This is a genomic window from Affinundibacterium flavidum (genome assembly GCF_014284175.1).
Classification (GTDB): Bacteria; Pseudomonadota; Gammaproteobacteria; order Burkholderiales; family Burkholderiaceae_D; genus Undibacterium; species Undibacterium flavidum.
The window spans coordinates 1-13,623 of sequence record NZ_JACOGA010000009.1; the positions used below are offsets into that span (position 1 = coordinate 1).

At 47.1% G+C, this 13,623-nt stretch carries 15 protein-coding genes; 11 read left to right on the forward strand and 4 right to left on the reverse strand.

All coding sequences use genetic code 11. From position 1 onward, the window contains the following. Nucleotides 1–335 (forward strand): transposase (locus H8K55_RS10450; protein ID WP_186942051.1); only part of this gene is annotated, 335 nt, incomplete at its 5' end. 26 nt (nucleotides 336–361) lie between these two features. Here H8K55_RS10450 and H8K55_RS10455 read toward each other — a convergent pair. Together H8K55_RS10455 and H8K55_RS10460 are read right to left on the reverse strand one after the other, a co-directional pair. Then, nucleotides 362–1,672, reverse strand: coding sequence for a sensor histidine kinase (locus tag H8K55_RS10455; RefSeq protein ID WP_186942052.1), 1,311 nt, complete (start codon nucleotides 1,670–1,672; stop codon nucleotides 362–364). Continuing rightward, complete coding sequence (locus H8K55_RS10460; RefSeq protein WP_186942053.1) at nucleotides 1,662–2,996, reverse strand: sigma-54-dependent transcriptional regulator; 1,335 nt, start codon at nucleotides 2,994–2,996, stop codon at nucleotides 1,662–1,664. The genes H8K55_RS10455 and H8K55_RS10460 overlap by 11 nt, the downstream gene beginning before the upstream one ends. A 482-nt stretch (nucleotides 2,997–3,478) precedes the next feature. On the opposite strand from H8K55_RS10460, the gene H8K55_RS10465 reads away from it, so the two are divergent. Continuing rightward, the gene (locus H8K55_RS10465) at nucleotides 3,479–4,783 is read left to right on the forward strand and encodes a type II toxin-antitoxin system HipA family toxin (RefSeq protein WP_186942054.1); all 1,305 of its coding nucleotides are present in this window, start codon (nucleotides 3,479–3,481) and stop codon (nucleotides 4,781–4,783) included. After that, nucleotides 4,784–5,074 (forward strand): helix-turn-helix domain-containing protein, encoded by a 291-nt coding sequence (locus H8K55_RS10470; protein WP_186942055.1) that lies wholly within the window; start codon nucleotides 4,784–4,786, stop codon nucleotides 5,072–5,074. It abuts the gene before it with no gap. A gap of 72 nt (nucleotides 5,075–5,146) precedes the next feature. Here the strand turns inward: H8K55_RS10470 and H8K55_RS10475 are convergent, their stop codons facing one another. Beyond that, on the reverse strand, nucleotides 5,147–6,229 hold the full coding sequence (locus tag H8K55_RS10475) for a TFIIB-type zinc ribbon-containing protein (protein WP_186942056.1): 1,083 nt from the start codon (nucleotides 6,227–6,229) through the stop codon (nucleotides 5,147–5,149). An 87-nt stretch (nucleotides 6,230–6,316) separates the two neighbouring features. Further along, nucleotides 6,317–7,438: an SPFH domain-containing protein gene (locus H8K55_RS10480; RefSeq protein ID WP_186942057.1), complete on the reverse strand. Its 1,122-nt coding sequence runs from the start codon at nucleotides 7,436–7,438 to the stop codon at nucleotides 6,317–6,319. Between the two features lie 344 nt (nucleotides 7,439–7,782). Between H8K55_RS10480 and H8K55_RS10485 the strand changes: the two genes are divergently transcribed. From H8K55_RS10485 to H8K55_RS10520, 8 genes are all read left to right on the forward strand, one after another. After that, complete coding sequence (locus tag H8K55_RS10485) at nucleotides 7,783–8,217, forward strand: hypothetical protein (RefSeq protein WP_186942058.1); 435 nt, start codon at nucleotides 7,783–7,785, stop codon at nucleotides 8,215–8,217. A 107-nt stretch (nucleotides 8,218–8,324) separates the two neighbouring features. Next, nucleotides 8,325–8,843 carry a GNAT family N-acetyltransferase gene (locus H8K55_RS10490; RefSeq protein WP_186942059.1) on the forward strand — a complete coding sequence of 173 codons (519 nt, stop codon included), beginning with the start codon at nucleotides 8,325–8,327 and terminating at the stop codon, nucleotides 8,841–8,843. Between the two features lie 126 nt (nucleotides 8,844–8,969). Further along, entirely contained in the window at nucleotides 8,970–9,284 is a 315-nt protein-coding gene (gene sugE / locus H8K55_RS10495) for a quaternary ammonium compound efflux SMR transporter SugE (protein WP_186942060.1), read from the forward strand. Between the two features lie 139 nt (nucleotides 9,285–9,423). After that, entirely contained in the window at nucleotides 9,424–9,801 is a 378-nt protein-coding gene (locus H8K55_RS10500; protein WP_186942061.1) for a hypothetical protein, read from the forward strand. An 81-nt stretch (nucleotides 9,802–9,882) separates the two neighbouring features. Next, nucleotides 9,883–10,101, forward strand: coding sequence for a hypothetical protein (locus tag H8K55_RS10505; RefSeq protein WP_186942062.1), 219 nt, complete (start codon nucleotides 9,883–9,885; stop codon nucleotides 10,099–10,101). A 99-nt stretch (nucleotides 10,102–10,200) separates the two neighbouring features. After that, nucleotides 10,201–10,647 carry a nucleoside triphosphate pyrophosphohydrolase family protein gene (locus H8K55_RS10510; protein WP_186942063.1) on the forward strand — a complete coding sequence of 149 codons (447 nt, stop codon included), beginning with the start codon at nucleotides 10,201–10,203 and terminating at the stop codon, nucleotides 10,645–10,647. Between the two features lie 24 nt (nucleotides 10,648–10,671). Continuing rightward, nucleotides 10,672–11,277 (forward strand): DUF2306 domain-containing protein, encoded by a 606-nt coding sequence (locus H8K55_RS10515; RefSeq protein WP_222612443.1) that lies wholly within the window; start codon nucleotides 10,672–10,674, stop codon nucleotides 11,275–11,277. Between the two features lie 423 nt (nucleotides 11,278–11,700). Then, nucleotides 11,701–13,401: a DUF1800 domain-containing protein gene (locus H8K55_RS10520; protein WP_186942064.1), complete on the forward strand. Its 1,701-nt coding sequence runs from the start codon at nucleotides 11,701–11,703 to the stop codon at nucleotides 13,399–13,401. The last annotated feature ends 222 nt before the right edge of the window (nucleotides 13,402–13,623 follow it).

Consider the following 13,623-nt stretch of genomic DNA (forward strand, 5'->3'; position numbering starts at 1 on the left):
TTTCCTACTATGCTGATACAGAGCGATTTACTTCAGTGAAGAAAGCAATTGCATTTGCAGGACTCGACCCACGTCATCATGAATCTGGCAGTAGTGTGCGGAGCAAGACTCGTATGTCAAAAGTGGGACATACTTTTATTCGCAAAGCGCTCTACATGCCTGCCATGGTTGCTTTATATCGAACCACATGGGGAACGGCTTTCCGCCAGCGTCTTACGGCATCGGGAAAACCTCCCATGGTGATTATTGGTGCCATGATGAGAAAACTCATTCATGTCGCATTTGGGGTCTTAAAATCAGGAAAACCTTTCGATTCAAGCTTGCATTCTGCTTGACTCGGATAACAGTATCTACGCAAAAATCACAGAGTAATAATAAATTTTGCACCGCCGCCGACGCTTTGGGCGTAGCGCACAGTGCCGTTGTTGTTCTGTATCAGTTGACGTGTCAACGCTAGTCCTATGCCGCTGCCTTTTTCCTTGGTGGAGAAGAAGGGCGTGAAGATGTGCGGCAAGTGTTCTTCATTGATGCCTTTGCCGTTATCGATGACTTCGATACTCAGTCGTGCGCCGTGCGTTAGTTTGGCGTGGATGTGTAAGCTGGCTTGCACTATATCGTCAGTGGCATCGTAGGCATTCTGGATAAGATTGATAAGCGCTTGTTCAAGCTGCAGAGGATCGACGATGACTTCTATATTGTCGGGATCGCATGTGAACGTCAATGTGCCGCCACGCTTCTTCCAATCTGGTGCGAACAAACTTTCTAACTGAGAAAATAATGTCGTGAGTAATACGCGTTTGGGCTTGGCTGGTGCGAGGTTCGTCAGGTCGCGGGTGTGGTTGACGAAGTCCGACAATCCCGCGGCGCGGCGATGTATCGCTTCCAAGGCGCTCTGTAAATCTTGGTAAGTATTGGCGACCTGAACTTGTGAGAGATCCGGCGTAAATAAGTGTTGGTGGTTTGTCAGCTCTTCGCTAACGGTGCGAGACAGCGAGGCGACCGGGGTAAGCGAATTGTTGATTTCATGTATCAGCACACGCAGTAGTTTTAGCCAGGCGTTTTGTGCTTCTAGTTGTAGCTCACTTTCGACAGGCATCAAGGCGATGAGTTGTTCAGTTTCGCCTTGTACGATAATTTGATTGCTGGAGGCCAGTGCACGTTCTATGCCGCGCTCCGTTTCGAATTCTATGAGTGCGCGTCCTTGTGGCTTTAATGATTGGAGAGTGCTTAAGAGCAGATCTTTTTCAAGGACTCTGCCTGGCGCGAGCAACCGGCGTGCATTAGTATTGAGTGCTTGTACTGGCTTATCGCGTTTCAGCGAAAATAGCGCGATGGGCGCATGTTCTATGCGATTTTCAAAATGTGACTGGGTCGCTTGATCTGATTGACTTGTTCTATCTCCCGAAGGTAGGGCAGGTGTTTTTTCGATGATGGGGGTAAGACTCAGCCGTATGATTTTTTTGATGGTGACGAGCAATGTGATCACGCTGATGCTGGCGAGTAGCGCGCATAGTACCCAAGCTCTTGCCTGATCTGCTTCTGCCTTATTGGCATGTAATAAACCTGCCCAATAAGTAGCGAATCCAAATCCGCTTAATGCAAACACGGAAAATAGTTGTGCTGTTCTGCGTTGGCGCGTCTTACGTTTGCGTGCTTGGATATCAGAGACCATGTTTTTCGAGTTTTCGATACAGTGCTGCCCGGCTTAGGCCCAGTAGTTTGGCTGCCGCGCTCATATTGCCTGTGGTTTGGTTTAACGCGCTTTGTATCGTATTTTTTTCAATGACTTCTAAGCTAAGTTGTTCGGTTTGTTTGCTAGCGTTGTTGGAGGATTGGCTGTTATCGAATATCACCCCAAAGTCTTGAAGTTGATAGCTGCTTTCTATTCCTAATATGACAGCACGTTCACAGGCATGTTTGAGTTCGCGAATATTGCCTTTCCATGCATGTTGGCAAAGTTGTTGAATAAGGCTAGCGCTGAGTTGACGTGCTGGCTTTTGATAAGCCTGCTGATAATGCTGGAGATAGTGCTCCAGTAAAAGTGGAATATCTTCGGCGTGTTCGCGCAAGGCGGGTACGCGCAGAACTATGGTGTTTAAGCGAAACAGTAAGTCGGTGCGAAAACGTGTTGGGTCATAGAGTTCAGTTTCTGAGAGATTGGTGGCCGACACGACACGCACCTGGATTTTCTCGGATTGGTTGCTGCCTATCGGTGTTACCTCACGGCGTTCTAATGCGGTGAGTAATTTCGCTTGTCCCGCTAAGGGAAGATTACCGATTTCATCCAGAAAAATCACACCACCTCGGGCGGCTTGAAAGCGCCCTTGCTTGTCGCTGCGGGCATCGGTGAACGCACCTTTTTTGTAGCCAAACAATTCCGACTCTAACGTCGACTCGGCCAGCGCACCCATATCGACTGCCAGGAACGGTGCTTGTTTGCGTGGGGATCCCTGATGTAGGGCTTGCGCTACTAGCTCTTTGCCGACGCCGTTTTCTCCCAGAATCAAGACATTGGCTTCCGTTGGTGCGACGTTATTGATCATATTGCGCAAGGCTTGCATCGCGCTTGAGGAGCCTAATAATTTGCCGCATGCGTCGGTATTCTGCACAGGTGCTTGGTGCAGGATACCACTGACAGTCGCGACCAGGCGCGCGTTATCCCAAGGTTTCGTGATGAAGTCGGTGGCACCCAGTTTCAAAGCAGCGACCGCTAGCGGTACATCGGCATAAGCAGTCATTGCAATGACTTTGCATTTTGGGTGGTGTTCGTGTAACCACTTGAGCAGAGCTAGACCTTCTTTGCCGTCGGTGTAGCCTTTGGTAAAGTTGAAATCCAAAAGCACGCAGTCGGGCTGATAGTGCTGTAGAAGTTCGCATGCCGCTTCTGGTGAATGCGCGACACGGACTTCAGCATAATGTCTTTGAAGCAGAAGCCGCGCTGCAGTTGCGACATCGAAGTCGTCATCTATGACGAGTAGTTTGGCAGTATGCAGCATGGAGGAGGGGCTTTAAAGTCAAAGCGGCATTCTATCGTTGCGCGATGCATGCGACAAGGCGCTTCTTTTGTTGCGCCTTGGTCTGCCAAGTCAAAAAGCAAATTATTTGGATTTACGCAGTTGTGCTAACTTCTTTTCGGTTTCAGATAATTTGCTGAAATTCAATGATTTTTTAAAGGCGATGATGGCTTTCTCTTTGGTGATTGATACGGGATATTCATTCTGAAAACGCTAGATAGTGGTTGAGGTAATATTTTGGATATTTCGTATGTTTTCCAATTTTTAGATATTTCTGAATTAAAGTTGGGCTTCACTTCGTTCAGCGCCAACCTACACATGTTAGTCATGTAATTGAATCTCAGGCATTGCTTAATCTCAGGTAGTAGCAAATCGCATCGCTTTCAAATTTTTGCTACATTTGCACATTTTTCCTACATAAATATGCGCTAATCTGCCTATATTACTGATAGTATTCTGTGCATATGAATCCATTAACCTGTACATTACAGTTGTTTATCGATGGCGCATGGCGTGATGCTGCTGCGCTTGATTTGACTGGCGACCCCGCGCTAGGGATGGCTGCGTCTACCTATTTGATCTACTTGCCTGAGTATGCGTTGCCGTATTGGGAGAGATCAGACGCTGCCGCCTTATCTGTGAATGTGCCAGTTGATTTGCGTAGTTATCCGGGCGAGGCTTGGCCAGCTTTTTTGGTTGACTTGCTGCCGCAAGGCTACGGCCGGGCCGAGTTGTTGAAGCAATTGGCGCGGAGCGAAACAGCAGGGCCTGCGGCAGACTGGGCTTTGCTCTGTGCAGGTGCAGGTAATCCTATTGGAAATATCCGAATTAAGGAGGCGCATAAGTGGATTGCTGCGCGTAGTGGTCAAAACTTCGATGCCAATATGCGTGGTTTTACCATGGCGGAGATCGCATCTAGAGCTGGTGATTTTAATGAATACCTCGCCCAGCACGGGCTATTTTTAGCGGGGTCTTCTGGCATACAAGGTGAGTGGCCAAAGATCTTGTTGACCCGTGCACATGATGGGCTGTACTACCTTGATCACACCTTGCCTGACGAGCTAGCACAGGCGCACTTTATTGTGAAGTTTGGTCGAGGCCGTGACCTCGCTTTAGCAAATATTTTGCGTTTGGAAGCGCCGTATATGCAATTGGCAAAGCGATTGGGATTGCATGTCCATGCCGAATTGAGTTTGTGTGAACGTGCTTTGTTCATACCGCGTTTTGACCGCGAGCTGCAAAATGGAAAAGTGTTACGTCACGCCCAAGAGAGTATTGCATCGCTTTGCGGTGTCAATGGATTTGGTAAGCTGCCTTCGCACAATGAAGTCTGTCGTCAGTTAGCTAAAGTCGCCAGCGATCCCATGAAAGACATTATCGAGTACATCAAGCGTGATATTGCCAATATTGCGCTGGGCAATAAAGATAATCATGGGCGTAACACAGCAATACAACGCCGACATGATGGCACGATATCCCTGACACCTTTATTTGATTTCGCGCCTATGCATTTACATCCCGATGGCATCGCAAGGCGTATACGTTGGCAACAAGATGATGATGGTTTGCCCAATTGGGCGAGCGCCATACATCAGGCTTGTGATGCGACAGAGTTAGATTTCAATACAGTGAAAAATGGCGTTCAGATGTTGGTGGAGCCTCTTTCAACGCTGTTTGCGGATGCCTTGTCTTTAGGTATAGAGGAAGAATTTATCAGACCATTTGAAAAGACGATAGCGAATGTTCGATCACAATTGGAGGGATTGTAGATGGATAAACGTTTTATTCCATTGTCGCCCGCCGAGGCAATACAAGCGCGGCGTGCTTTGACCGAGGAGCTTGCCGCAGATCCCGGTATGCCCATCCCCGCAGTCATCAAAAAGATACGCACCAGCTTACGTTTTACTATCGCCGAGTATGCAAAATTATGTGGCGTGTCGGCACGTACATTGCAAGACATTGAACGCGAAGTATCAAGTCCGAGCTTAGCCACAGTAGAAAAACTTTTGCGTCCTATGGGCATGGTGCTTAGCGTCGCGCCTAAGTCGAGTTCGCGCTGAGATCATCTGAAAACAAGCTGTATGTGATGCAAGCATCGGTCTTTTATTTCATACGCCAAGTTCAAATCCACGCTACTTTTTCGTCAGAGCAATCACCACCATCACAGCAACAAACGCTAACAAAACCGCACCTGCAATTTTCCAGTACGAGTAAGGACGTTCCCCCTGTACTTCACCCGTTTGTCCATTCACCAAAAAGCGATAAGTCTTTTCGCCGTATTTGTAGGACGATAGCCAGATCGGTAGCAAGATGTGTTTGAAACTGATGTTGGAATAGCGTGGCTGCATAGACGTAATACGTTGATGGTCACCGCCTATGTCGCGGCAGATGGCGTTGCGTATGGCGTCTTCCATGATGGTTCTGGCATCGACGAAGCCCGGTTCTAGGGCGACTTGATATGCTTCGACTGTAAAGCCGGAAACGTAGTCGTCGCGATAGCCTTGTAGCTTATTGAGATTCCATGGCGCCAGATTGTCGGCGTATTGTTTCGGTAGAGTTTTGGAGGCGATGACTAAGACATCGTCGAAACTGACTTGCACTTCACCTGCGGCTGGGTACCAATCCGTTTTGGTGACTTGGCGTGTTTTGGTTTCGCCATCTTGTACATAGGTTTCGGTGACGGTGTAATCGACGCCGCGTTGTCCTTGATACGTGGTGTCAGAATCGGCGTCGTAAGTCCAATACGGCGTATAGATACCCTTTAAGCCACGTTCGGCACGATAAGCACGTTTGAGTGCGTTGGGAGCAAACCATAAACCACTGACCCAGTCGCTGAATTTTGTGCGGGCATCGCTTTCTTTGATGTCGAACGGAGCGATGGCCTTGGGTTGAATTTGACGTTTTGCGTAAGCGTTGGCGGCGATCATTGGTGCTGCGCAAAATGGACAGCGATCTGAGACAATATTTTGTGCAAACTGCGATTGCGCACCACAAGCTGTGCATTTGACGGTTTGCTGTTCTAGTACCGCTTCGTTACCTGCTTGCTTGCTGAGGTAAGCTTGATAATCCAATTCTTCATACGCAATTGCCTGCGCGACCTCATCGGCTTCGATTTGATTCTGATTGCCGCAGTACGGACATTTGAGTGCCAATTGGCCGGGAGCAAATTCAAGTTTGGCACCGCATTGAGTGCAAGGGTATGTTTTGGTTGTCACAAGCTGGTCCAAGAGACGATGGCGGTATGGTGGAGTTGATCTCACATCGGCAAATACGCCGCCGATGTGAGATCAGTTAGATCGTATTTATTGTGGCGGCAGTGGTGGTGGCAAGGCGGCAAACAGATCTTGCAAATCTGTTTGTTCGCTCGCTTTGACCCAGCCTGCCATGCCCTGACGCCAAACCAGGCTATCGCGTGTCAAGCTGCCATTGACGACTTGTGCTTGTAAAGCAGCGCGCTCAAAAGGGCCTGCTTGTGCACCGTTGATGGCGACGAAGTAAGGCGTTGCTCCCGGTAATGGTGGTGGCGTCGCACCCGTAGCTGCAGGCGCTGAATTGTTTGCGGCAAACAGGTTTCCCATACTTTGATTTAACATGCCACCCACGCCAACCCCCATCATCGCGCCAGCCATGCCGGGGTTTTGCGCTGCATCGCGCAGCGCTTGTGCACCTTGATATTGGGCGAACTGTTGCATATTGCCGATGGCGCGCATCGCACCTTGTTGATCAATGGCTTTTTCAACTTCTTCTGGTAGGCCGATGTCTTGTACCTGCACTTCACACAGTTCTAAGCCGTATTGCTCAAAATCGCCAGCAATTTTTTCTTGTATGCGCTGACCAACGACGCTGACTTTACCTTCTAAGTCAATGACGGGCACGCCGATTTCAGGCATGACTTCTTTAATCCGTAATCCAATTTTGCCGCGCAGATTTTCTTCTATGTCTTGAATGGTGAAATCTGCCTGAGTGCCGACTAACTCCAGCAACACCGTTTTTGCATCGCGAATGCGCAAACCATAAATACCAAATGCAGTCACACGTACCACGCCAAATTCAGGATCGCGCATGGTTGCCGGACCCGCGGTACCCCATTTTAAATTCGTAAAGCGTGTGGTTTTGAAGAAGTAAACTTCGGCTTTGAATGGACTATTAAAACCATATTTCCAGCCTTTGATCGTGCTGAGCAAGGGCATGTTTTCAGTGCTTAGTTCGTACATGCCTGGCATGAATACATCGGCTACTTGTCCTTTACCCATCTGGCCTTCATTGACCATGATCGCAACCTGACCTTCTCGCACGGTGAGTTTTGCGCCCATCTTGATTTCGTTTTGGTAACGTTCAAAGCGATGCACCATCACATTGGGATTGTCGTCTAGCCATTCGATGATATCGATGAATTCATTACTTAATTTATTCCACAGTCCCATAGCGTGCTCCCATTCAATTAGTCTTGCAGTGAAATTGACCTTGCTGTCTTAGTGCACCAAAATTAATCGCGTAATGCAATTAATTTGCACAATAAGCTGTCCAACAATTTAGTATTGACTATTTGGCACAATATCACAAGTGGCATGTCTGAATTTTTGTGGTGGTTTTTTTGCTGGGATTGAACTACTGACCACATGATGTTGCTCGCGAAGCTCTCATTCAGTAGTCAAGCTAGGCGGTCAATATCGACGGTCAATTTAGCATCTTGCATGGTAGTATTTGCATGCTTAAGTTAACAGCTTCATGACGACTATAAAGATCTGAATAAATTGGCATTCCATCTATGAAACATATCTTCGCGCGACTGTTTTTGCTTGTGAGTTCTGGTTTGACTCAGCTCGCAGTTGCCTGCTCATGTCCAAGTACTGTGCCGACGGAGCAACAAGCGGTAGACTCCTTTTTACAAGATGCCAGTCTGGTGTTTGTTGGAAAAGTCAGTGCTAGCATGTTGCCATCTTTGAGACAGGCAAAACGTAGTTTTCGCTTTGATGTACAGGAAAATTTTAAGGGTGCAACGAGTTCTTCTGTGGTTGTATTTTCAGCTTTGAGTAGTGCAGAATGCGGTACAACTGTTGCGCCAGGTAAGACTTATTTGGTAGTCGCGTATGGGCCAGCAAACGAAGCCTTGATTCGTGCATGTGAGCGTCCGGCAGAAATTGAATTTGTCAGTGCGCGTTTAGCGATTCTGCGTGAACGCCGCGCCCGTCGTAATTTTTGAGATGAGTAATGCGCATTGGACAATATGTATTGTCTGATCCTAGATCTCCAGAATAATTTTCATCGATAGAGTGTTTTGTACAGTTCGCTTTTAATCAGCAAATCATGATGAGCCTATTTGATATACGCCCCATGCAACTCAAGGATATGGATAGTGTGCTGCAAATTCAAGCGGCATGCTATAGCGGTGATATTCCCGAATCCGTCGGCTCCTTAAGTGCCAAGCTAAGCGCAGCACCACGCAGTTGCTTTGTTGCGACCGCAGAAGAGGAAGTGATCGCTTATCTGATTGCGATCCCTTGGATCTCGTCCGCACCGCCGGAACTCAATGCGCCAGAATGTCATATTCCCGCTGATGCAGATTGTTTGTATTTACATGATTTGTCGGTGCATCCGAATGCGCGCAAATCAGGTGTCGGCCGACTGTTAATCGAATGTTTTTTCGCTCGTTGCGCGCAATGGCAATACGCGCAGGCTTGTCTGGTGGCTGTACAAAATTCTGCTGGCTACTGGCGACGGTTTGGTTTTCAACCCGCACCAGAATCGACGGCGCTGACAGAAAAACTGGCGAGCTATCCTGCGGATGCTGAATTTCTGGTTTATAAAATGCATGGCGCGTATCACTGAACGATAACGGCTCTGTATATCAATAAAGTAGACACATACGGAATAGCTAATGTGTCCCAGTCTGGACGACCAGCTGGTATGACTTTGCGCAGGGACGACCCTGCAACAAAACTCTAAGGAAGTAATATGAATTGGCTGATGTTAGTCTGTGCAGGCTTGTTCGAAATAGTTTGGGCGATAGGCCTGAAATACACCGATGGTTTCACACGGCTGTGGCCAAGTGTCGGTACGGCGCTCGCTATGTTGATCAGTGTAGGTTTGTTGGGGATGGCAATGAAGTCTTTGCCCGTAGGCACGGCCTACGCTGTGTGGGTAGGCGTTGGGGTGATAGGTACGGCGATCTTCGGTATCGTCTTATTTGGTGAAGCGCTAAGCGTGGCGCGCGTGTTGAGTTTGTTGTTGATTTTAGGTGGAATCATCGGCTTAAAACTGACTAGCTAAGCGACTGCCCTATTGCCTTTGACGGAGCAAAACGTGATTGTTAAATTTAAAGATGAACTGTTTCTCGATATCTATTTCTCTATATTTTAAGCATAAGTAATGCTAGTCTGCGGAATCTTTCATTTTCTGTGGTTTGGCTATGGCTTTTCGTCACACATTACAGCACTCATCACGTCAAAGAATCTCGAATATTGTCTGTCTATTCTTGCTGTTGACAGCAATTGAGCATCTCTTGGCGCAAGGGCGCGGCAAAAGTGTATATAGTGAATACGGTCGACGTATAGAGCTCAAATTACAGCTTAGCACCGAGGATTTGGCTAGGCTTGCCGCCTTTAGGCAGCCCGCAGAGAATTTGCAAGCACTTGGTCCAAGTCAGGTGTTGAATGTAACTACAGAAAACTGGATCGGCGAAAAGCTTAATGCCAGCAAAGATGGTGGCCCCTATACCGTGGTGGTGACCATTGCTGGCAAAGCTAAGGCAAATGGTGATGCAGTTACTCTGTGGAATTCTGGCTAGTTTTTGGATGGCAACGTATCACGTATAGTTCCTTTCCCAGGTTTAACAAAACTGAATGTAAGGGCTGGTGAGCACATCGAGATGACTAAGGCCACACAGCCGACACGTTTCAAAGAGTCTCAAGTTATCCAGCCGATTTTAAGATTGGTGAAAGCAGAAAATTTTGAGTTCGAATCGATTAGAGTTCAAGTTTGGTCTGGTGTCGGAGAAAATTCATGGGGTGATATTTTGCTGGCATTTCGTTGGCTGATAGGCGGCTTGGTATTTGTTGCCTTGCGTTGGTGGTGGGTAAAGCGTTAAGCAATTAAGTGCTTAGGCGATTAAGCACTATGGAACTAAATCTGTGCGTGAAATTAGTCGGTAGAGTTCGTTTAGAAAATTGAGAGAGTGTGAATAATCATGGGTACATTTGCAGAAGATATTAAGAAATTTAACGGCATTTATAAATTGCCAGTGAGCGCCGTGCCGACCTTGGATGTCGGTGTTCCAGCGGCGCAACGGATGGCGGCATTTAAAGATATTTTGATGGAAGAAGTGCATGAGATGGACGAAATCATCGCTGCACAAGATGCTGGTAAAGACCCTCTCGAAGTCTTGACCATGCTGGCCGATTTGCTGGGTGACATACAAGTGTACTGTGCGTCCGAGATGGCAAAATTTGGACTACCCTTAGACCAAGTATTGGCGATTATTATGCAGTCGAATTTTTCCAAACTCGGTGCCGATGGCTTACCGATTTATGATGAGCGCGGCAAAGTGATGAAAGGGCCCGATTATTGGAAACCTGAACCGAAAATTCAAGCGATGCTTGCTGCGGTGCATGCGCAGAGCAAAATTGCCGACTAAAACCATCTACCAGAACACACATTTATGAAACAAAATTTTTTGTATGGCTTGATGTTGACTCTGTGTGTCGGCATCGCGGGTTACGCATTTATTGCGTACGCGGCGCTGCCCTTGGGATCATTAGTGCATCCGGATATGAAGACGAATTTTGAGAACCACAAGTTGATGGTTTACTTGCATATTTTTGCATCTAGCATCGCTTTACTGATAGGCCCATTACAGTTTTCCAAGAAATTACGTGCTAGCAAACCACGCTTGCATCGTACGCTTGGAAAAATATATTTGTGTGTGGGTGTGTTACTTGGCGGTGTTGCAGGCCTGTTGATGGCCGTGTTCGCGTATGGCGGTCTGGGTTCTAATCTTGGTTTTGGAATTTTGGCGGTGTTATGGTTGTACACCGGTGCACGTGCATATTGGGCGATCCGTCATGGCGATGTACTCGCCCATCAGCGCTGGATGATACGCAATTTTTCTTTGACCTTGGCAGCGGTAAGTTTGCGTATTTATTTGCCTTTAACCTTGGTTTTCGGGTGGCCGTTTGACATCGCCTATCCGATTATTTCTTGGTTGTGCTGGTTACCAAATTTGTTGCTTGCTGAATGGATTTATAACCGTCCTGCGTCTGTGTAATTTCTTAGATTATCAGGACTTGCGCGGAGCAGTGGCAGACCTTGTTGGATTACCTTGTAGTGCGCAAAAAGGGACGGTGTATTGGCCTCTAAAATAAATGGAGTAAGGTAGGGTGTGCCGTGCGCACCACACACATAGTCCGCTACATCGGCGCGCTCCCTGGTTTCCCCCTTTTATTGTTGAAGCCAATACGGACTCCCCCTTGAACGCGTCCCGCAAACGAACACAGCGACGCCAGTACCTGTGTTGCGCGAGCCCTAAAATTGAACAGCGCACTAATACTTGTCTATTTGTTTAGGGCCCTTCAATTTATCGTGCAATGCTCAATGAATAGTTGTACTATTTCTCGATCAAAATTTTGTTATTTGGATTCAGTGCAATGCTGATTTGTTTGAGTTTTAACTTACTCATCGAGCAAATACAATGAATAATCAATCAATTGATTTACCCCGCCTTCTTCCACGCTGGAGCTTGATTTGTCTGTGTGTGGTGCTAATGAGCTGTGGTCAACGTGCACAAATTGATGAAGCAACATCCAAAAATTCTACCGGTCAGGTTAGCAATAAACCGAGTACTACGGTCACGTATTATGCGGCTGCCCGATTTGCCGATCAGGTCAGTTTCGGCGCGACGCCGGCATTGATTGATGAAATTTCTAAATTGGGTTTTGAGGCATGGATAGATGCGCAGATGGCACTGCCAGCGACGGTTAACGAAGTTCCGCGTAGCTATTTAAATTACAAAGAAAACGATCAATTCGCAATTTCCACGCTGGATGTTTATACGCATGAAGTCCATTGGCAAACGCTACTGACTGCCCCTGATCAATTGCGCCAAAGAGTTGCGTGGTCGATATTTGAATTTATTCCTACCGCACCCGGACAATCAAATGGGCAACATGAATATTACAATCTGATAATCAGTCGTGCATTGGATAACTACGGTACTTTGTTACATGATGTCAGCATCCATCCCATGATGGGTTTTTTTCTGAATAATGATTTAAACCGGCCGAGTTCCCCACAGTGTCTGGGATGCGTACCAAATGAAAACTATGCACGCGAATTGATGCAATTATTTTCGCTGGGTGTAGTACAACTCAATACCGATGGCAGCACCAAACGTGATGCACATGGCAAGCCATTGGAAACTTATACGCAGAAAGATGTAGAAGAGTTGGCACGGGCTCTAACTGGTTGGCGTCAGCCAAACAATACTACCGGATTACCGGATTATGCCTGGCCGCATTTTGGTATTCCTATGGTGCCGGAATCAGCTGCTTTCTTTCATGATAGCGGTGCTAAAACCGTGATGGGAACGGCATTTGCTGCAGGCATGAATGCCCCGCAAGAATTGAATGCCGTTATCGCGATGTTAATGAAACATCCGAATATTGCGCCTTTTGTCAGCCTGCGCTTGATCCAGCACTTGGTCACCAGCAATCCTAGTCCACAATATCTAACGCGCATCGCCACCGTCTTTCGTAATAATGGCAATGGCGTTACCGGGGATTTAAAAGCGGTGGTACGTGCCATACTATTAGACCCAGAAGCACGTGCTGGCGATCAAATTGGATCTAGTCCAAATTCCTTTGGCAAATTACGCGAACCCGTACAATGGTGGTCTGCGATGCTGCGTGGCATGAATTGTAAAAAACCTTTCCACTACCCTGCGAATAACGATGGCATCAAATGGGTTGTGGAACCACAAAATCAAAACTCAACATTTCCATCCAATGTTTTTTCCTATTATCAGGCAACTGATCGTGCCCCCGGCAGTAATCTGCTGGCACCAGAACAAAAACTATTAAATACCAACGAATTCATAACTCATATTAGTGGCTTAAGCGCGAGTTTGTTAGATCGAAATTACCCTGCTGCTGCGGATAACTATGCTAATTCAGGATGTGAAATAGCACCTCTCGGCAAGGCATTTGCTCAGTCACCAAAAGCGATTATTGATCTGATAAGCCAACGTTGGTTCCGTGGAGCGATGCCACCAACTTTGAGGGAGAATCTACAAGCGCTCATACATGGCGAGGCAAACTGGAATTCTCCTGAGGATGGCGCTTTAACTATCTTGCAAGTCGCTTTAAGCAGCCCTTACTTTGGCGTGATCAAATGAATAGAAGAATTTCTTAGACAGGTCAGCATTGACGATTGCCGGAATTTTTTGACATAAATTAAGAGCTGGATCGAAAATACTGAAGAGATTGAACATTGTGGCATTGTTGTTAGGTTCAACTATGAGCGTAGTGATTTATTAAGCTGCGCTGAATGAATAGTTGTACTATTCTCGAACAAAGTTGTGTCACTTGGATTCAGTGCAAGGCTGAAATTGCTTAAG

Bases quoted from the DNA above. Each gene is read 5' to 3' on its own strand.
- H8K55_RS10520 (WP_186942064.1), top strand. From the start codon at position 11,701: ATGAATAATCAATCAATTGATTTACCCCGCCTTCTTCCACGCTGGAGC.
- H8K55_RS10510 (WP_186942063.1), top strand. From the start codon at position 10,201: ATGGGTACATTTGCAGAAGATATTAAGAAATTTAACGGCATTTATAAA.
- H8K55_RS10455 (WP_186942052.1), bottom strand. From the start codon at position 1,672: ATGGTCTCTGATATCCAAGCACGCAAACGTAAGACGCGCCAACGCAGA.
- H8K55_RS10515 (WP_222612443.1), top strand. From the start codon at position 10,672: ATGAAACAAAATTTTTTGTATGGCTTGATGTTGACTCTGTGTGTCGGC.
- sugE (WP_186942060.1), top strand. From the start codon at position 8,970: ATGAATTGGCTGATGTTAGTCTGTGCAGGCTTGTTCGAAATAGTTTGG.
- H8K55_RS10460 (WP_186942053.1), bottom strand. From the start codon at position 2,996: ATGCTGCATACTGCCAAACTACTCGTCATAGATGACGACTTCGATGTC.
- H8K55_RS10490 (WP_186942059.1), top strand. From the start codon at position 8,325: ATGAGCCTATTTGATATACGCCCCATGCAACTCAAGGATATGGATAGT.
- H8K55_RS10480 (WP_186942057.1), bottom strand. From the start codon at position 7,438: ATGGGACTGTGGAATAAATTAAGTAATGAATTCATCGATATCATCGAA.
- H8K55_RS10505 (WP_186942062.1), top strand. From the start codon at position 9,883: ATGACTAAGGCCACACAGCCGACACGTTTCAAAGAGTCTCAAGTTATC.
- H8K55_RS10500 (WP_186942061.1), top strand. From the start codon at position 9,424: ATGGCTTTTCGTCACACATTACAGCACTCATCACGTCAAAGAATCTCG.
- H8K55_RS10485 (WP_186942058.1), top strand. From the start codon at position 7,783: ATGAAACATATCTTCGCGCGACTGTTTTTGCTTGTGAGTTCTGGTTTG.
- H8K55_RS10470 (WP_186942055.1), top strand. From the start codon at position 4,784: ATGGATAAACGTTTTATTCCATTGTCGCCCGCCGAGGCAATACAAGCG.
- H8K55_RS10465 (WP_186942054.1), top strand. From the start codon at position 3,479: ATGAATCCATTAACCTGTACATTACAGTTGTTTATCGATGGCGCATGG.